The organism is Peribacillus sp. BM1, from assembly GCF_056679975.1.
Window position 1 is genome coordinate 2,043,622 of sequence record NZ_CM155259.1, and the last position, 14,229, is coordinate 2,057,850.

A 14,229-nucleotide genomic window follows, 5' to 3' on the forward strand; every position below is an offset into this window, starting at 1 on the left:
CCCCTCCTCTTATCACAAGCTATTTAATCTATATGTGATACTGCTAGAAGTCATACATTTTAGCGGAGGGGTTCCTAAGTTTTGCTAGATGTCTTTTATTAGAGCGTGTTCAAAAAGGAGGATAAAAAGAGCCGAGAAGTTCAAGGAACGATCGTCTCGAGGACCGGAACGTATGAAGTAATACGTGAGGACCGGAGAGACAGAGAGACGAAGAAATTCGACAGCTATTTTTCCCGGACTTTTTGAACATCCTCTATTATGGAAAAATGAACAGGTACACTTAATGCACAGTGATGTTGCCGCTCGATACTTGAAGGTCTATTGGATATTTACCAGTGCCATACGTTCCTTCTATATTCTTATCTGATGTCGTTGCGTTTTTTAATTGAAAGCTATTATTAATAACTCCACTGCTTACTTTGCCATTAAGCGTAAAGCTCGCGTCGTCTGGTACATCTAATTTGACGGAACCTGAACTTACTGTAACATCAGCTGGAGCGGTTAATTTATCAAGCTGGATATTTACAAGGCCAGAAGAAACCTCAGCTTGTAGTTGGCCACTATAATGTTTGACAACCATTCTGCCAGAACTCACGTTAAAGTTTCCGGAATCTGTTGTAATAGCGTTCATTTCAAAATTTCCTGATGAAACAACAGAAGTGAAGGTATCTACGTTAAGATTGGCGAAATCTGCGTGACCTGACCCAATATTTATGGAAAGGTCTTTAAGTTCCATTGGATGATTCTTTGAGTCACCAGCAAACTTCAAGCTGCCAGACGAAACGGAAATGTCCATGTTTTCATGATAATCTTCAGGAATATAGACCGTAAGTTTAGGAGCATTGAAGAAGCCAATTTGCTCAAACCATTTACGCTTGTATTCAATCATTACTTTATTCCCTTTTTGCCTTACGTTGACAGAACCCTTGCCACTTAACTCTGCCTTTATATCTGACCTTTTTTCGGGAATGATCTTTGCTTCGACACTTGAAATATGAAAATCAAGTGTATCTATTCCTTTTGACACTTTAGTATGATTCGATTTCCCATGAGAAAAAAGCGAAGGAATCGTATTGGATATTGTAAATAATAAGCCAATTCCAATAATAACAAGAAAAATCATTAGATAATTTTTCACAAAAAAACCTCCATTAGTGATTTGTTTTCGATAATTTAAGTTTAAGGAAATACAGTTGTTGAAACAATGAGCTGGGGAATTATTTATTGCTAGGACTTGAGACGTAGTAATAAGGTGAAACTTTCATCAGTGTTTTTTTCACTGATGGTTAGTTGAGCTGGGATAAACGTAACAAAAGGTGAACGAGATTCGTACAAATACAGTCGTTATATGTAGAACTAAATGGTCAAATAATAAAATAGCGCTTCTTTGAAATATGATACCGGGCAATTTCAAATCCCATTTACAATCAAGCTTTGTCTGTAAAAGTATTAAAAGCAGTGGATTTCGTTCACGAAATCCACTGCTTTTATCTTTGTTCTTTTATATGTGAGGTTCTAAAAAGAAAACGGCTTAGAGGATTAAGATGTTTTCTTAATAGCCTCATCCATTAATATTTTCATTTTTTAACGCCGTTTCAACGTGTACGTATTTATAGCCAAGGTCTTTAGCAACGGCCTCAAAGGTAATTTCGCCGTTTGCGACGTTTACTCCTTTTGCCAGTGCTTCGTTTTCAAGAATGGCTGTCACGGCACCTTTATTGGCAATTTGTAGCGCATAGGGTATTGTCACATTTGTTAAGGCTAGAGTTGACGTATTTGGGACAGCTCCAGGCATGTTCGCGACGGCATAATGGACGACTCCATGCTTTACATATGTCGGTTGATCGTGAGTGGTAATCTTGGTAACTGTTTCAAAAATCCCGCCTTGGTCAACAGCAACGTCAATGACAACTGAACCAGGCGACATCGATTTGACCATTTCTTCTGTAACAAGCTTAGGAGCCTTTGCTCCAGGAATCAATACGGCACCAATGACTAAATCAGATTCAGATACAGCTTGTGCTACATTATATGGGTTAGATATTAATGTGGAAATTTGGTTTCCGAAGATATCGTCTAATTGGCGAAGACGGTCAGGGCTAAGATCAATAATCGTAACATCTGCGCCTAAACCGATGGCTATTTTCGCTGCATTCGTACCGACAACACCGCCGCCGATAATCGTTACTTTTCCACGTTTTACACCAGGAACACCACTTAATAAGATTCCTTTGCCACCATGAGGTTTTTCCAGGAATTGAGCGCCTATTTGTGCAGCCATTCTACCAGCTACCTCACTCATTGGCGTCAATAATGGTAGAGTGCGATTTACAGAAACCGTTTCATAGGCTATGGCTAGGACACCACGATCTTTAAGTGCTTTTGTTAAATCAGGATCTGCTGCTAAGTGTAGGTATGTGAAAAGAATTAAATCTTTACGGAAATATTGATATTCTGACGCGATGGGTTCTTTTACTTTAAGGATCATTTCAGAAGTGGTCCAAACGTCTGCGGCTGTTTCAGCAATAATGGCACCAGCAGCCAAATATGATTCATCTGAAAAGTTGCTTCCTTGACCAGCGTTTTTTTCAACATTTACTTCATGACCAGCGTTACGTAAAGCAACAACACCAGCGGGAGTAATGGCGACACGATTTTCATTGTTTTTTATTTCCTTAGGAATTCCAATTCGCATAATCAAATCACTCCATTTCAAAAAAGAATTACTCTTTGTACACAAAGTATAACTGTATCAGAAAAAATATGATATGTGAAATCAGAAAATTACAAGACGAATATTTGTGGAATTCTACAAACGTTAGTTCAATTAATCAGTTTTTGCTTCTAATCGCATCAAAATTCGACGCTTCCGATAGAGCATACTGCCAACTTCAGCTACGTCAGCAATCATGCTCCGATTGGTAAAGGCCCCAAAGACCATACCGGCAATCGGAATCATTTGCAGGAGTTTTTTCCAACCAAATTGATCACGATATGTATAGACAACTTCACGCCAACCTTGAAGCTGACTGACCATTTCCTTTCGATCAGTCTGTTCGTTGCGGTGAAACGAGGCTAAATCATTTAATATTGCTTCTTTGCCAACAATATCTGCTGTCGCAAATTGCAAGCATTTAACAATAAAAACTCGTTCTTCTTTGTCTTTCGGATCAAAGCCATATGCTAGGGAGATATCTTGTAAGGTTTTCAGAGACAAGCTCAATAATAAAGGGATGTCAATAGACAACGTGAAAATCCCCCCAATTCCAGTGGATGCCCCTTGTACAGTAGCAAGCTTGCTATTGGTCTTTTTAATATCTTCACTTACCGAGTTCATGACAAGGAGCGAAACATTGGCACAATCATCCACAGAGGTAATGGATTCTCCTGGGACATATCCTTCAATTCGCTTAAATACTGACTGTTCTTTCGTTAAATATTGCCCACCACTTTGAACGAAGCTTCCTAATTCATCGAGTAAGAGAGCGATCTTGTCTTGAATAAATGCAGGGGTGGCTTTATCAAGTAATTTAAAGGGTAAACGGCCAATTTTCTCCCAAAACCATAACCCTTTTTGCTCCTTTTCCCATGTATTTATGATTTGTAGCTCCGATTCCAAATATTCCTTTGATTCATTGTTCAAGGGGGATCCCATCCTTTTATTTTTTCTTAAAAAATCTTGATCATGCCTGATTTTTAAATCTAGAAAGATAGTCATTTTGTGCATGGATCCTTCAAGCAAACATGACTAACTTCTACAATTCGCTTCAAGCGATAATTAAGCTTGTTAACATGGATATGAAGCTGTCTGGCGGCATCATTTTGACTACAGTCTCTTTCACTTTATTTTAATCGATTTGTTGACTTATTAGAAAGAATAAGTTCCTTTGAAGGGGGAAAGAGAACAAGTGAAAAAAGCGGACAATAAAAAAAACCCTTCCGCTTCAGTAGGTCGGAAAGGAGGATAAAGAGTATTACATAAATAAATTCAGTACGAAGTAAATTAAACCTGCAAGCGTTGCTGAAATAGGTAATGTAATAAACCAAGTAATAATCATACTCTTGGCAGTACCCCATTTGACACCTTTAATCCGGTGAGCTGAACCTACACCAAGGATAGATGAAGAGATAACATGGGTTGTACTGACTGGTAAGTGTATAAGTGTTGCCCCGAAGATGATGGCAGCACCTGTTAAATCTGCCGCAACTCCGTTTACAGGACGGATTTTCATAATTTTTCCACCAACGGTTTTAATAATTTTCCAACCGCCAACTGATGTACCAATACCCATTGCTAGCGCACAAGAGAATTGTACCCAGAACGGAATATCATCGGTAGTTGCGAAGCCGTTCGTCATAAGGGCAAGAGTGATAATCCCCATCGCTTTTTGAGCATCATTTGTTCCGTGTGAATACGATTGAAGGGCAGCCGTAGCAATTTGAATGGTACGGAACTGCTTGTTTGTTTTTGTTAAATTATTATTTTTAAAGATCATTTTAATAATGGAATAAACAATAAAACCTACAGCAAATGCGAGAATTGGTGAAATGATTAGGGCTTCAAGTATTTTTAAAAATCCGCCCCATTTAATTTCAGAGAATCCAGCAGCAGCAATCGCAGCGCCTGCAATCGAACCAATTAGTGCATGGGAAGAACTACTTGGAATCCCATAATACCAGGTAATTAAATTCCAAGTGATGGCAGCAATAAGGGCAGCGAGAATCACAATGGAGCCGTTCGGTAATGTAAACGGATCGACAATGCCCTTCGTTATCGTTTTGGCCACACCTGTGAATGTCATTGCACCGACGAAATTCATCGTTGCAGCTAAGATAATCGCGTGGCGTGGTTTTAATGCTTTCGTTGATACAGAAGTTGCAATGGCATTGGCAGTATCATGGAAACCATTAATAAAATCAAATGCAAGTGCAAAGATGACGATTAATATCGTTAATAGAAATAAACTATCCATTTGTGGAAGACTCCTTACGCGTTTTTCATGATAATAGTTTCAAGTGTATTGGCGACAGTCTGACAATGGTCAGCAATTTCTTCAAGGCTTTCATAAATTTCTTTATATTGAATAATACGGATTGGATCTTTTTCAACTGAAAATAGGTTTTTGATGGATTGACGTTGAATTCCATCACAAACTGATTCTAAATCTTTAATTTTAATCGCATGTTCACGAATGTCTAGTAATTTTTTTGTTGCTAAAAGATCAACAGATTTCTCGATTTCATACGTGCATTCTTTAATCGCTTCGACAAATTTCAACATGTATTCATCCACATGGATAATTGAATACATTTCAAATAAAGCGGCACAATGCTCTATGCCGTCTAAAACATCATCCATGCTCATTGTTAATAGCAGGATATCTTCACGCTCAATCGGCGTAATGAAGGCATTGTTAAGGTCTGTAATGACGCCGTGGACCATATCATCGCCTTTGTGCTCATACTCTTTCATCATTTCTGAGAAAACCTTAAGATCGCTTACGTTCTTTAATTTGAAATCAGCAAAATAGTCTGCGCTCTCTTTTAAATTTTGAGAAATATTAATAAGAGCTTGTGCGAACTTGTCTTTCTTTGATTTGAAAACCATTTGAAAACCCCCATTAAAGCAGAATTGGCATAGCTTTGACAATTAAAAGTCAGAAGCCTATGTATAGTATTAGCGAACTTATTGTAACGAATTCTCTTAGTTGTAGGGAAGATATTTCGACGAAAATTTACAAAATCTTAACAAAACAAATACAGAAAATTTAAAATACATCAAATTAGATGCTTTCTACATCAATAAAGTTCAATTATAATATAAGGTTATGTATTTTTTTGGGAAATGATTATAGACAAGATGGTTCCTTATGTCCAAATCATTTCTTTAGAAGAAGAAACCAGTTAATGGTATAATTTGTGTAAGTATAGAAGGAGGTTATTCGATGATTAAAAGTATGAACGAAACAATCACCTTACATAATGGTGTAGAAATTCCACAGCTCGGTTTTGGCGTTTTCAAAGTTGAAAATGGAAGTCAAACAATCGAATCAGTAAAAAAAGCGTTAGAAGTAGGCTACCGTTCCATTGATACTGCTGCGATTTATAAAAATGAAGAAGGCGTGGGGCAGGCCATTAAAGAAAGCGAAATTCCTCGCGAGGAACTTTTCATCACATCAAAAGTTTGGAACACGGATCAAGGGTATGAGTCAACTCTTCAAGCATATGAAGCAAGCCTTGAAAGACTAGGACTTGATTATTTGGATTTATACTTAATTCATTGGCCAGGGCAAGATAAATATATCGAAACTTGGAAAGCGCTTGAAACTCTTTATAAAGAAGGCCGAGTTCGTGCCATTGGTGTAAGTAACTTCCATGTTCATCATTTGGAAAACTTATTAGCGAATACAACCATTAAACCTGTTGTGAACCAGATTGAACATCATCCACGACTTGCGCAGCTTGAAATAAGAGAGTTTTGTAAACAGCATGATATTAAAGTGGAAGCATGGGGTCCGCTTGGGCAAGGACATCTTATTGATGAACCAACAATCAACCACTTAGCTAAGAAACATAATAAATCTGCTGCACAAGTCTTAATAAGATGGCATTTACAGAATGGAACGATAGTGATACCTAAATCAATTACACCATCAAGAATTGAATCAAATACTAAAAGTTTTGACTTCGAATTAAGTTTAGACGAAATGAACAAAATTGATGCATTAAATCTTAATGAACGATATGGATCAAATCCTGACGAAGTCAAATTTTAAACCAAAACCTGAAACAAGCAGATTATTGCCTGTTTTAGGTTTTTTTGATGATCGCTTGTCGCGTGAGGGTGTGATGAATGAAAAACGGACGTAAATAAAAAGAAACGTCACAGAGAATAGGTATCTTCGTAATTTCCTCAAGTATTCGAATACATCTTTATGCCGATCTAAGTGTTCCTTCGTACTAGAACAAAGATCCCTATACCCCACAATGTTCAAAAATAATCGTTGAAATAATTACATTTTTTTATTCGGCTTTTTTTGGTTTTAGAATCTAAATAGGGGGAAAGTAAGTATATAAGACGGCAAGTAAGGTGTCAGTACAGAATACTCCGAATGGGGTGACGGGTGACATCGCAAGGGATAAGATAGAAATCAGGATATTATTCAATATTATAGAAATATGTCACTCGATTTTTGAACTGCACCTAAAAATCGCTTCCGTTGGTTAGAAGTAAGAGGGTGCGCAACCTCTTAGCATTTGCAAATCTATTACATTGAAGGAGGAGTTAAATAGTATGAGTTTTCTTTGGTCATTAATTATTGGTGGGATTATCGGTTGGTTAGCAGGAATGATTATTGGACGTGACGTGCCGTTTGGGATTGTCGGAAATATTATCGCGGGTTTCGTCGGTGCTTGGTTAGGGTCATTGATTTTAGGAGATTGGGGACCTGTTGTTTCTAACTTTGCTATCATACCAGCATTGATTGGCGCTATCGTATTCGTTTTTATCTTAAGTCTGATATTACGCGGCACACGACGCGCTTCATAACATAAATTCCTATAAACAGGATGCCGAATCGGCATCCTGTTTATTTTATAAGGGAAAAATGGGCGGTTTATCTAAATATGGTGCAGTAATACACAGTTTTTCTTCAGTCATGGGATGAATGAAGGCTATTTTTCGGGCATGTAGAGCTTGACGGGGAAATATTTTCTTACCCCCATACAATGTATCGCCTGCTAATGGGTGCTGAATATGACTAAAGTGGACACGGATTTGATGAGTGCGTCCACTGTCTAATGTACAGCTTACCATGGTTAGATTTTTTTCGGGAAAAGATCTTAGTACTTTATAATGAGTGATGGCTGTTTGGCCAGTCGGCGATACTCGTCTTCTCGTAGCATGATGGCGGTCCCTCCCTATTTTAGCATCAATGCGACCTTGGTCATTCGTCATTTGCCCCTCTGCTAATGCTACATAGGTCCTAGTTATGGTACGTTCTTCTAACATCCGATCTAGAATGGCACCAACGAAGGGGTTTTTCGCGAATAGCACAGCACCTGTTGTATCTTTGTCAAGGCGATGGATATGTTTGATGAACGACTGTTGATTCGTTTCTGCTAAGTGATAAGCAACTCCATTAAGAAGTGTGTTGTTTTGTTCAGGCTTTGCGGGATGGGTATCCATACAAGCTGGTTTATTAGCAATTAGGAGGTGGTCATCTTCATATAAAATATTGATATGGAGATCCTTCGGCACTGGGGAATCGGTGCTGGGAATTTCGAATACGGGAATTCCCAGCACATCATCTTCTTGTAACGGTTTTGTCCACTGGGCAGTTTCTCCATTAATTGTCACCTTTTTACTCATTCGCCATTCGTGTGTCAGCTTTTTGGGGGCTTTCCAATAATCTTTCATAAGTTTTTCTGTTGTTAATTCATTCCACTTTTTTGGCACGGTTATTGCCAAATTATCTTGAATTCGCTTGTTAGTAAGCATTTTTCCACCACTTTCGACATATAAATATTTAATTCGACAAAATACTACATTGCTCTGATAGGATAATGGAATTTTTACCAATCTTTCTACCTATAAAAAAAGTAAGTGGCGATATTTTCCACCCTTTCTGCCTAAATCTTATGGTATTCTATTGAAAGAAACTGAAACCATTATCATACTTATTGATTTACAAGGGTGGGTTGTTAGTGAAGGTTGTTTATTCTTCTACATATGAACAAGAACAAAGAATAGAGAATCTTGTATCATATTTTTTTGACTTTATTTTCCCAAATTACTTTCCGGAAAACGAAATCTCACATTTCAAAAAAATTGGTGTGCTTCAGTCTGAGGCATACGCTGGGACGTTAAGAAGAGCGTATCAGATTATGACTAGTTTGCAAGTAATCACCACGATTCTTGAGAAAAATGAAAATAGTGAACAGAATTCGATTGATATGAAAATGGAATTACTATTAAGCAAAAATATTCAATTACTTAATGAAAGCGGTATGTTTTTCCCTTTTCTTAGCAATCACTTTCTTCAATCAAATAATGAAAACGAAGAAAATAATGAAAACTCCTCAATGTTCTACGAAGAGCTGGTCAATCAATTTTTAAACTAGTCATTATCCTTCATTTTACCTAAACAAGAGGCTGACGCAAACTCGTCAGCCTCTTGTTTATCCTTTAAAAAGTTGTTTCATTACTTTTGCAGTTTAGTTAAAAGCAGAAGTACTTAAAAGGGTTGTTTGCTCTTAATTAACACCATTATCTTCGAACCATTGTTTAAATGTTGCTTCGTCATTTTCACTTGTGATGCGAGCTTGTTCAACACCATTTTTATAGAAAACAATTGTCGGCGTTACTTCTAAATTAAATTCATTCCAGCCTTGTTCGAATTCAAGAAGATTGTATTGAACAAGGTCGATGCCCATTTCTTCAGCAAGTGGAGCTACAACTGGTGTTGTTCTTTTGCAGTGCTCACAAAGTGGACTGAAGTAATAAACGGCTACATCTTCTTTCGCTTTCAACTTTTTATCTAATTGTGCTGGCAGGATGATGTTTTGATAGTTTGGATCATCCAATTGGTCGATAGTTGCCGGGTCAAGCTTGTCGGTGCCATATGGATTATCCGCTGTCTTTAGTTTTTCGTCTTTTTGCATAGTTGTTACAATCCCTAGTGTTGCGAATAACGCAATGATGACGACTAGAAAAATAATGATTTTTTTCATGCGTACTCCTCCTTGGATTTTTTCCAGATGATAATGCTACAGATGAAGATTAGGACGAATGCAGTCAAAGCAAGGAACGGAATGGTAATAAAGCCAAACCAGTTAATGTATTGCCCTGTACAAGGAACCCTTCCACAGGAAGCAGCATGATCACCGAATAGAGCAACTTTTTGAATTAAATAATGATAGCTTGAAATTAGTGCTCCAACCCCGGATAGAATCATGGTATATAAACTAATCCGATAATCTTTTCTAACAACCGCAATCCCTACTATCACTGTAAATGGATACATGACAATTCTTTGGAACCAACATAGTTCACATGGTTCATATTGCTTAATCTCGGAAAAGTACAAACTGCCGAGCGTTGCGATGACAGATACTGCCCACGCAAAGAATAAATAGTTATCACGATTGTCTTTTATCGTTTTCATCTTCTCTCCACCTATTGTTTTTTCATAAAAATTATAGTATGTCCAAAGCCCTTATGTAAAATAAATGTACTTACTAAAAGTTATTTGCACAATGTTAAAAAGTGGATTTATCCCGTATTAATGGAAAGTCAAGACTCCCAGCTCAAGACTTAGAGGAATCGAAGAAACGTAGGTGGAGGATGAAGAAATCTCCATCGAATGAATTTTTCCTTTATTTGGATATTTAGAATAGAATTGCCGATTGTTCTATAAGTATTCTGGGTAAATGCAAACGGATGAATGGGTTTTTGTGTGAAAGTAGTGATAGATATTATAGTAAGTTAAATGGGTCTAAAGAAGCAGGGAAATAAGATAATTTTAAGTTACATAAATTTCAAAAAAGTAAATGTGAAAACATCCTTGTTTTCTATGATTTTTACTCGTTTCGGGGCTTGTTCATTTCTTTTGGAACAGTCGCTTTTTCTGCTTCTTTTTTTTATACAAATGTGGTACGGTAAAAAGGAAATATATATCCAAGTGTGAATTTTCAAAATGTTATCCACGTTATAGAAAAGGGGACTGTGCTTGTGAATTGGAGAGATACATACGCAAAATGGATAGGGGATCCAAATTTAGACAACGAATTACGAGTGTTGCTTGACCAATTAGAAGGCGATGATGCATTGCTAGAGGATGCATTCTATAAAAATCTTGAATTTGGGACAGGCGGAATGCGTGGGGAAATCGGCGCAGGGACGAATCGGATGAACGTATATACAGTCCGAAAGGCAACATTGGGTCTAGCTCAATATATAGAATCATTTGGCGAGGAAGCGAAATCACGTGGTGTAGTCATTGCCTATGATTCCAGACATAAGTCTCCAGAATTTGCATTAGAAGCAGCAAAGACCCTTGCGACTTCCGGAATTAAAGCTTATCTCTTCGATGAGCTGCGTCCGACACCAGAATTATCATTCGCTGTTCGAGAATTGAATGCTTTTTCGGGAATTGTTATTACTGCAAGTCATAATCCACCTGAATATAACGGATATAAAGTATACGGTCCAGATGGTGCCCAGTTGCCACCAGATGCGGCAGACAAAGTCATTCAATATGTGAATGCAATTGAAAATGAACTCGTTCTTCAAGTTGATGATGCAAAGACATTGAAGGAAAAAGGGCTTATCGTTTCCATTGGCGAAGAGCTGGATACAGCCTATAATGAACAATTATTAAGCATTCCAGAAAATCCAACACTTGCAGCGGAAACGGATATTTCAATTGTCTTTTCACCGCTTCATGGTACAGCTAACAAATCCGTGCGGCGTGCATTGAAGGATCTTGGATATAAGAATGTCCATGTTGTAAGGGAACAGGAGCTGCCTGATCCTAATTTTTCTACGGTTACCTCACCGAATCCAGAGGAGCCAGCGGCATTTGAATTAGCCATTGAGCTTGGTAGCAAAGTAGACGCGGATCTATTAATTGCAACAGATCCGGATGCTGACCGCCTTGGAGTCGCTGTGAAAAATTTGGATGGAGAATATGTAGTGTTAACTGGCAATCAAACCGGTGCACTGTTCTTGGACTATTTATTAAAACAAAAACAAACAAAGGGAACTTTACCTACAAATGGAGTGGTATTGAAAACGATTGTGACATCCGAAATAGGCCGCACGATTGCTACTAATTTCGGGTTACAAACGATAGACGTCCTGACTGGGTTTAAATTTATTGCCGAGAAAATTGGTCAGTACCACGAGTCAGGTGAACACCAGTTTCTATTTGGATATGAAGAGAGCTATGGCTATTTAATTAAAGATTTCGCGAGAGATAAAGATGCCATTCAATCTGTCGTATTAGCTTCTGAGGTATGTGCATATTACAAACAACAAGGCATGACATTGTATGAAGGCTTACTAGAAGTTTTTGAAAAATACGGTTTCTACCTGGAAGGGTTACAATCACTTACGCTTAAAGGAATTGATGGTGCCAGACAAATTCAGGGGATATTGAATGAGTTCCGTGAAAATCCGCCAAAAGCAATTGCTGGATACCATGTAGTGGTTCAGGAAGATTACCAAAGCAGTCAAAAGCTTTTCTTGCTAAAAAATGAACAAACGGCAATTGACTTACCTAAATCCAATGTACTTAAATACTTTTTAGAAGACGGCACATGGGTATGTTTACGACCATCGGGTACGGAACCAAAAATCAAATTTTACTTTGGTGTACAAGGAAAGACGATGAAGGACACGAAAGAAAAATTAACGGCTGTTATGGAAGATTTCATGACACGTATTCAACAATTGATCTAATGGGTATGTAAAGAAAAAAGGGCGTCTTATAAGGGTCTGACTCCGCACTCTAAATCAGTATGTAGTGTTTCATACACTAATCTTGTACTGTATTTAGTTGTTACGGGGGCTGACCCTTTGCTTTTTTAGACGCTCCTCTTTTTCATGTATATATGTTTCCAATTTGCAGAAGCTATAGCAATGTTAGCTAGGAAGCAGCTCAAAGTAATCTGTCATATTTTCAGCCGCATGATCGAGGTAACGAAGTAATGCATATAGATGTGTTTCAATGAGCTTGTGATCATGTTCAAAGTGATATGCATGCAAAAAGCGCTCAATCTTTTTTGAGAGAAAATGATCTCGGGTGCGGACCATTAAGATAAGCAAATTATCCCATTCTGACCTGTGTGTGTAAAACAATGCTCTGTCGTAATCCGTTTTGGTCATGAAATCTCCTCCTTACTAAGGAGCTATTTGTAGTTTGTTCAAACTTGTTCGTTTGTTACAAAGAAAAATGTGGAGATGTTATTTCTTAGGGATTGTTGCTATTTACCTGGATAAAATGAAAGTTCCATTAGTGGAGATTTCCTCCCCCCATTGATAGTTAGCGTTGTTTTACTGTCGCGTTGGTAAAGTTCACCGTATCTCCCCAATCAAAGATTTTCTTATAAAGTGAAACTGCAATCAGGGAGAGGCTTGACTTGCCAATAATGTGGGAGAAAAACTGAAGTACTATTAGTTCGAACTTGTTAAACTGGGTAAACGAAGGTGGTTTATAAATGAAACGAGTCATCGTTTGCATAGTAGGTTCCATGATTTTGATTGGTTTTCCCATTCAAGCTGACACAAAGACACCAAATTCTGTCTATACAGTTGGGCAGTTTGAAAAAGAGATAAAGGATTTGGAGAAACGCTATCATCTTGACTTGATGTCAATCGGTCAATCTGAAAAGGGAAAGAATATTTGGGCTGTGAAGCTTGGAAAAGGAAAACAATCAATTTTGATTAACGGTTCACATCACGGCAGAGAATGGCTCTCTACTGTATTAATCATGAAAATGATCAATGCATACGCAAAAGCCTATGAATCAAAGTTGAACATTGATGGGTATTCCACCAATATATTAGATGAAGTCAGCCTCATATTTGTGCCTCTGTTAAATCCGGATGGTGTTCAAATTCAACAAGGGGATTTTTCCGCATTTGATCTACAGGAAAAATGGGCATTATTTAGGATGAACAACTTTAGCACAAACTGGTCAAGGTGGAAGGCGAATGGAAGAGGGATAGATTTAAATCGTCAATATCCAGCTGGTTGGAATGAACTGGACACAAATACACAGGCACCAAATTATCAATTTTACAAAGGAAAGAAACCGCTGCAAGCCTCTGAATCAAAAGCGCTCGTTCACTTTACTAAGCAAATCAAACCAATACTTGCTGTTTCCTATCATACATCAGGGCGTGAAATTTTTTGGTATTACCATAATAAGCCTGAGAATATCTTACGTGATTATTCTTTGGCGGCAAAGACAGCGGTTTTAACAGGTTACAACTTGTCTATTCCTGAGAAACATGCCAATGGAAGCGGCTATACCGATTGGTTCATTACCGAATTTCAACGACCAGCCATGACAATTGAATTAAGCTACCTTGTCGATGAAACGAGCCCTCCACTCGAGGTAATTTACGAGGAATGGAATCGCAACCGTGCCGTTTTATTGATGCTCGCATCGTCCGCTTTTTAAAACCTTAGAATAAGAAGAAGAATACGTTCCATACTATAG

General features: G+C 37.9%; 15 protein-coding genes. 5 read left to right on the top strand and 10 right to left on the bottom strand.

The features are described 5' to 3' along the window. Positions 1-280: 280 nt before the first annotated feature. The 6 genes from liaG to AC1MGI_RS09910 form a co-directional block, all read right to left on the bottom strand. Positions 281-1,138, bottom strand: a complete 858-nt coding sequence (gene liaG, locus AC1MGI_RS09885) for a LiaG family protein (RefSeq protein WP_480349546.1) — start codon at positions 1,136-1,138, stop codon at positions 281-283. A gap of 423 nt (positions 1,139-1,561) precedes the next feature. Beyond that, positions 1,562-2,695: an alanine dehydrogenase gene (gene ald, locus AC1MGI_RS09890; protein WP_480349547.1), complete on the bottom strand. Its 1,134-nt coding sequence runs from the start codon at positions 2,693-2,695 to the stop codon at positions 1,562-1,564. A gap of 132 nt (positions 2,696-2,827) precedes the next feature. Continuing rightward, complete coding sequence (locus AC1MGI_RS09895; RefSeq protein ID WP_480349548.1) at positions 2,828-3,643, bottom strand: EcsC family protein; 816 nt, start codon at positions 3,641-3,643, stop codon at positions 2,828-2,830. A gap of 71 nt (positions 3,644-3,714) precedes the next feature. Further along, complete coding sequence (locus tag AC1MGI_RS09900; RefSeq protein ID WP_480349758.1) at positions 3,715-3,798, bottom strand: helix-turn-helix domain-containing protein; 84 nt, start codon at positions 3,796-3,798, stop codon at positions 3,715-3,717. A gap of 176 nt (positions 3,799-3,974) precedes the next feature. Further along, entirely contained in the window at positions 3,975-4,973 is a 999-nt protein-coding gene (locus AC1MGI_RS09905; protein ID WP_062182644.1) for an inorganic phosphate transporter, read from the bottom strand. Between the two features lie 14 nt (positions 4,974-4,987). Next, a complete protein-coding gene (locus tag AC1MGI_RS09910; protein ID WP_062182641.1) occupies positions 4,988-5,608 on the bottom strand; it encodes a DUF47 domain-containing protein in 621 nt (206 codons plus the stop codon). Between the two features lie 337 nt (positions 5,609-5,945). On the opposite strand from AC1MGI_RS09910, the gene AC1MGI_RS09915 reads away from it, so the two are divergent. Together AC1MGI_RS09915 and AC1MGI_RS09920 are read left to right on the top strand one after the other, a co-directional pair. Then, positions 5,946-6,776: an aldo/keto reductase gene (locus AC1MGI_RS09915; protein ID WP_480349549.1), complete on the top strand. Its 831-nt coding sequence runs from the start codon at positions 5,946-5,948 to the stop codon at positions 6,774-6,776. Positions 6,777-7,294: 518 nt separating this feature from the next. Next, complete coding sequence (locus AC1MGI_RS09920) at positions 7,295-7,549, top strand: GlsB/YeaQ/YmgE family stress response membrane protein (protein WP_480349550.1); 255 nt, start codon at positions 7,295-7,297, stop codon at positions 7,547-7,549. 45 nt (positions 7,550-7,594) lie between these two features. Here the strand turns inward: AC1MGI_RS09920 and AC1MGI_RS09925 are convergent, their stop codons facing one another. After that, positions 7,595-8,500 carry an RluA family pseudouridine synthase gene (locus AC1MGI_RS09925; RefSeq protein WP_480349551.1) on the bottom strand — a complete coding sequence of 302 codons (906 nt, stop codon included), beginning with the start codon at positions 8,498-8,500 and terminating at the stop codon, positions 7,595-7,597. A gap of 206 nt (positions 8,501-8,706) precedes the next feature. On the opposite strand from AC1MGI_RS09925, the gene AC1MGI_RS09930 reads away from it, so the two are divergent. Then, positions 8,707-9,123, top strand: coding sequence for a DUF5365 family protein (locus tag AC1MGI_RS09930; protein WP_480349552.1), 417 nt, complete (start codon positions 8,707-8,709; stop codon positions 9,121-9,123). A 132-nt stretch (positions 9,124-9,255) separates the two neighbouring features. Here AC1MGI_RS09930 and AC1MGI_RS09935 read toward each other — a convergent pair whose 3' ends face one another. After that, the gene (locus AC1MGI_RS09935) at positions 9,256-9,732 is read right to left on the bottom strand and encodes a thioredoxin family protein (protein ID WP_480349553.1); all 477 of its coding nucleotides are present in this window, start codon (positions 9,730-9,732) and stop codon (positions 9,256-9,258) included. Continuing rightward, positions 9,729-10,166 carry a disulfide oxidoreductase gene (locus tag AC1MGI_RS09940; RefSeq protein WP_062182626.1) on the bottom strand — a complete coding sequence of 146 codons (438 nt, stop codon included), beginning with the start codon at positions 10,164-10,166 and terminating at the stop codon, positions 9,729-9,731. The genes AC1MGI_RS09935 and AC1MGI_RS09940 overlap by 4 nt, the downstream gene beginning before the upstream one ends. Before the next feature lie 566 nt (positions 10,167-10,732). Between AC1MGI_RS09940 and AC1MGI_RS09945 the strand changes: the two genes are divergently transcribed. Continuing rightward, on the top strand, positions 10,733-12,463 hold the full coding sequence (locus AC1MGI_RS09945; RefSeq protein WP_480349554.1) for a phospho-sugar mutase: 1,731 nt from the start codon (positions 10,733-10,735) through the stop codon (positions 12,461-12,463). Between the two features lie 183 nt (positions 12,464-12,646). Here the strand turns inward: AC1MGI_RS09945 and AC1MGI_RS09950 are convergent, their stop codons facing one another. Further along, positions 12,647-12,889, bottom strand: coding sequence for a YhdB family protein (locus AC1MGI_RS09950; RefSeq protein ID WP_403072311.1), 243 nt, complete (start codon positions 12,887-12,889; stop codon positions 12,647-12,649). Between the two features lie 332 nt (positions 12,890-13,221). Here AC1MGI_RS09950 and AC1MGI_RS09955 point away from each other — a divergent pair, with 332 nt between their 5' ends. Further along, positions 13,222-14,190, top strand: coding sequence for a M14 family zinc carboxypeptidase (locus AC1MGI_RS09955; protein ID WP_480349555.1), 969 nt, complete (start codon positions 13,222-13,224; stop codon positions 14,188-14,190). The last annotated feature ends 39 nt before the right edge of the window (positions 14,191-14,229 follow it).

Coding starts and splice junctions, on each gene's coding strand:
- ald (WP_480349547.1), bottom strand. CDS start 2,695: ATGCGAATTGGAATTCCTAAGGAAATAAAAAACAATGAAAATCGTGTC.
- AC1MGI_RS09905 (WP_062182644.1), bottom strand. CDS start 4,973: ATGGATAGTTTATTTCTATTAACGATATTAATCGTCATCTTTGCACTT.
- AC1MGI_RS09910 (WP_062182641.1), bottom strand. CDS start 5,608: ATGGTTTTCAAATCAAAGAAAGACAAGTTCGCACAAGCTCTTATTAAT.
- AC1MGI_RS09915 (WP_480349549.1), top strand. CDS start 5,946: ATGATTAAAAGTATGAACGAAACAATCACCTTACATAATGGTGTAGAA.
- AC1MGI_RS09920 (WP_480349550.1), top strand. CDS start 7,295: ATGAGTTTTCTTTGGTCATTAATTATTGGTGGGATTATCGGTTGGTTA.
- AC1MGI_RS09925 (WP_480349551.1), bottom strand. CDS start 8,500: ATGCTTACTAACAAGCGAATTCAAGATAATTTGGCAATAACCGTGCCA.
- AC1MGI_RS09935 (WP_480349553.1), bottom strand. CDS start 9,732: ATGAAAAAAATCATTATTTTTCTAGTCGTCATCATTGCGTTATTCGCA.
- AC1MGI_RS09940 (WP_062182626.1), bottom strand. CDS start 10,166: ATGAAAACGATAAAAGACAATCGTGATAACTATTTATTCTTTGCGTGG.
- AC1MGI_RS09950 (WP_403072311.1), bottom strand. CDS start 12,889: ATGACCAAAACGGATTACGACAGAGCATTGTTTTACACACACAGGTCA.
- AC1MGI_RS09955 (WP_480349555.1), top strand. CDS start 13,222: ATGAAACGAGTCATCGTTTGCATAGTAGGTTCCATGATTTTGATTGGT.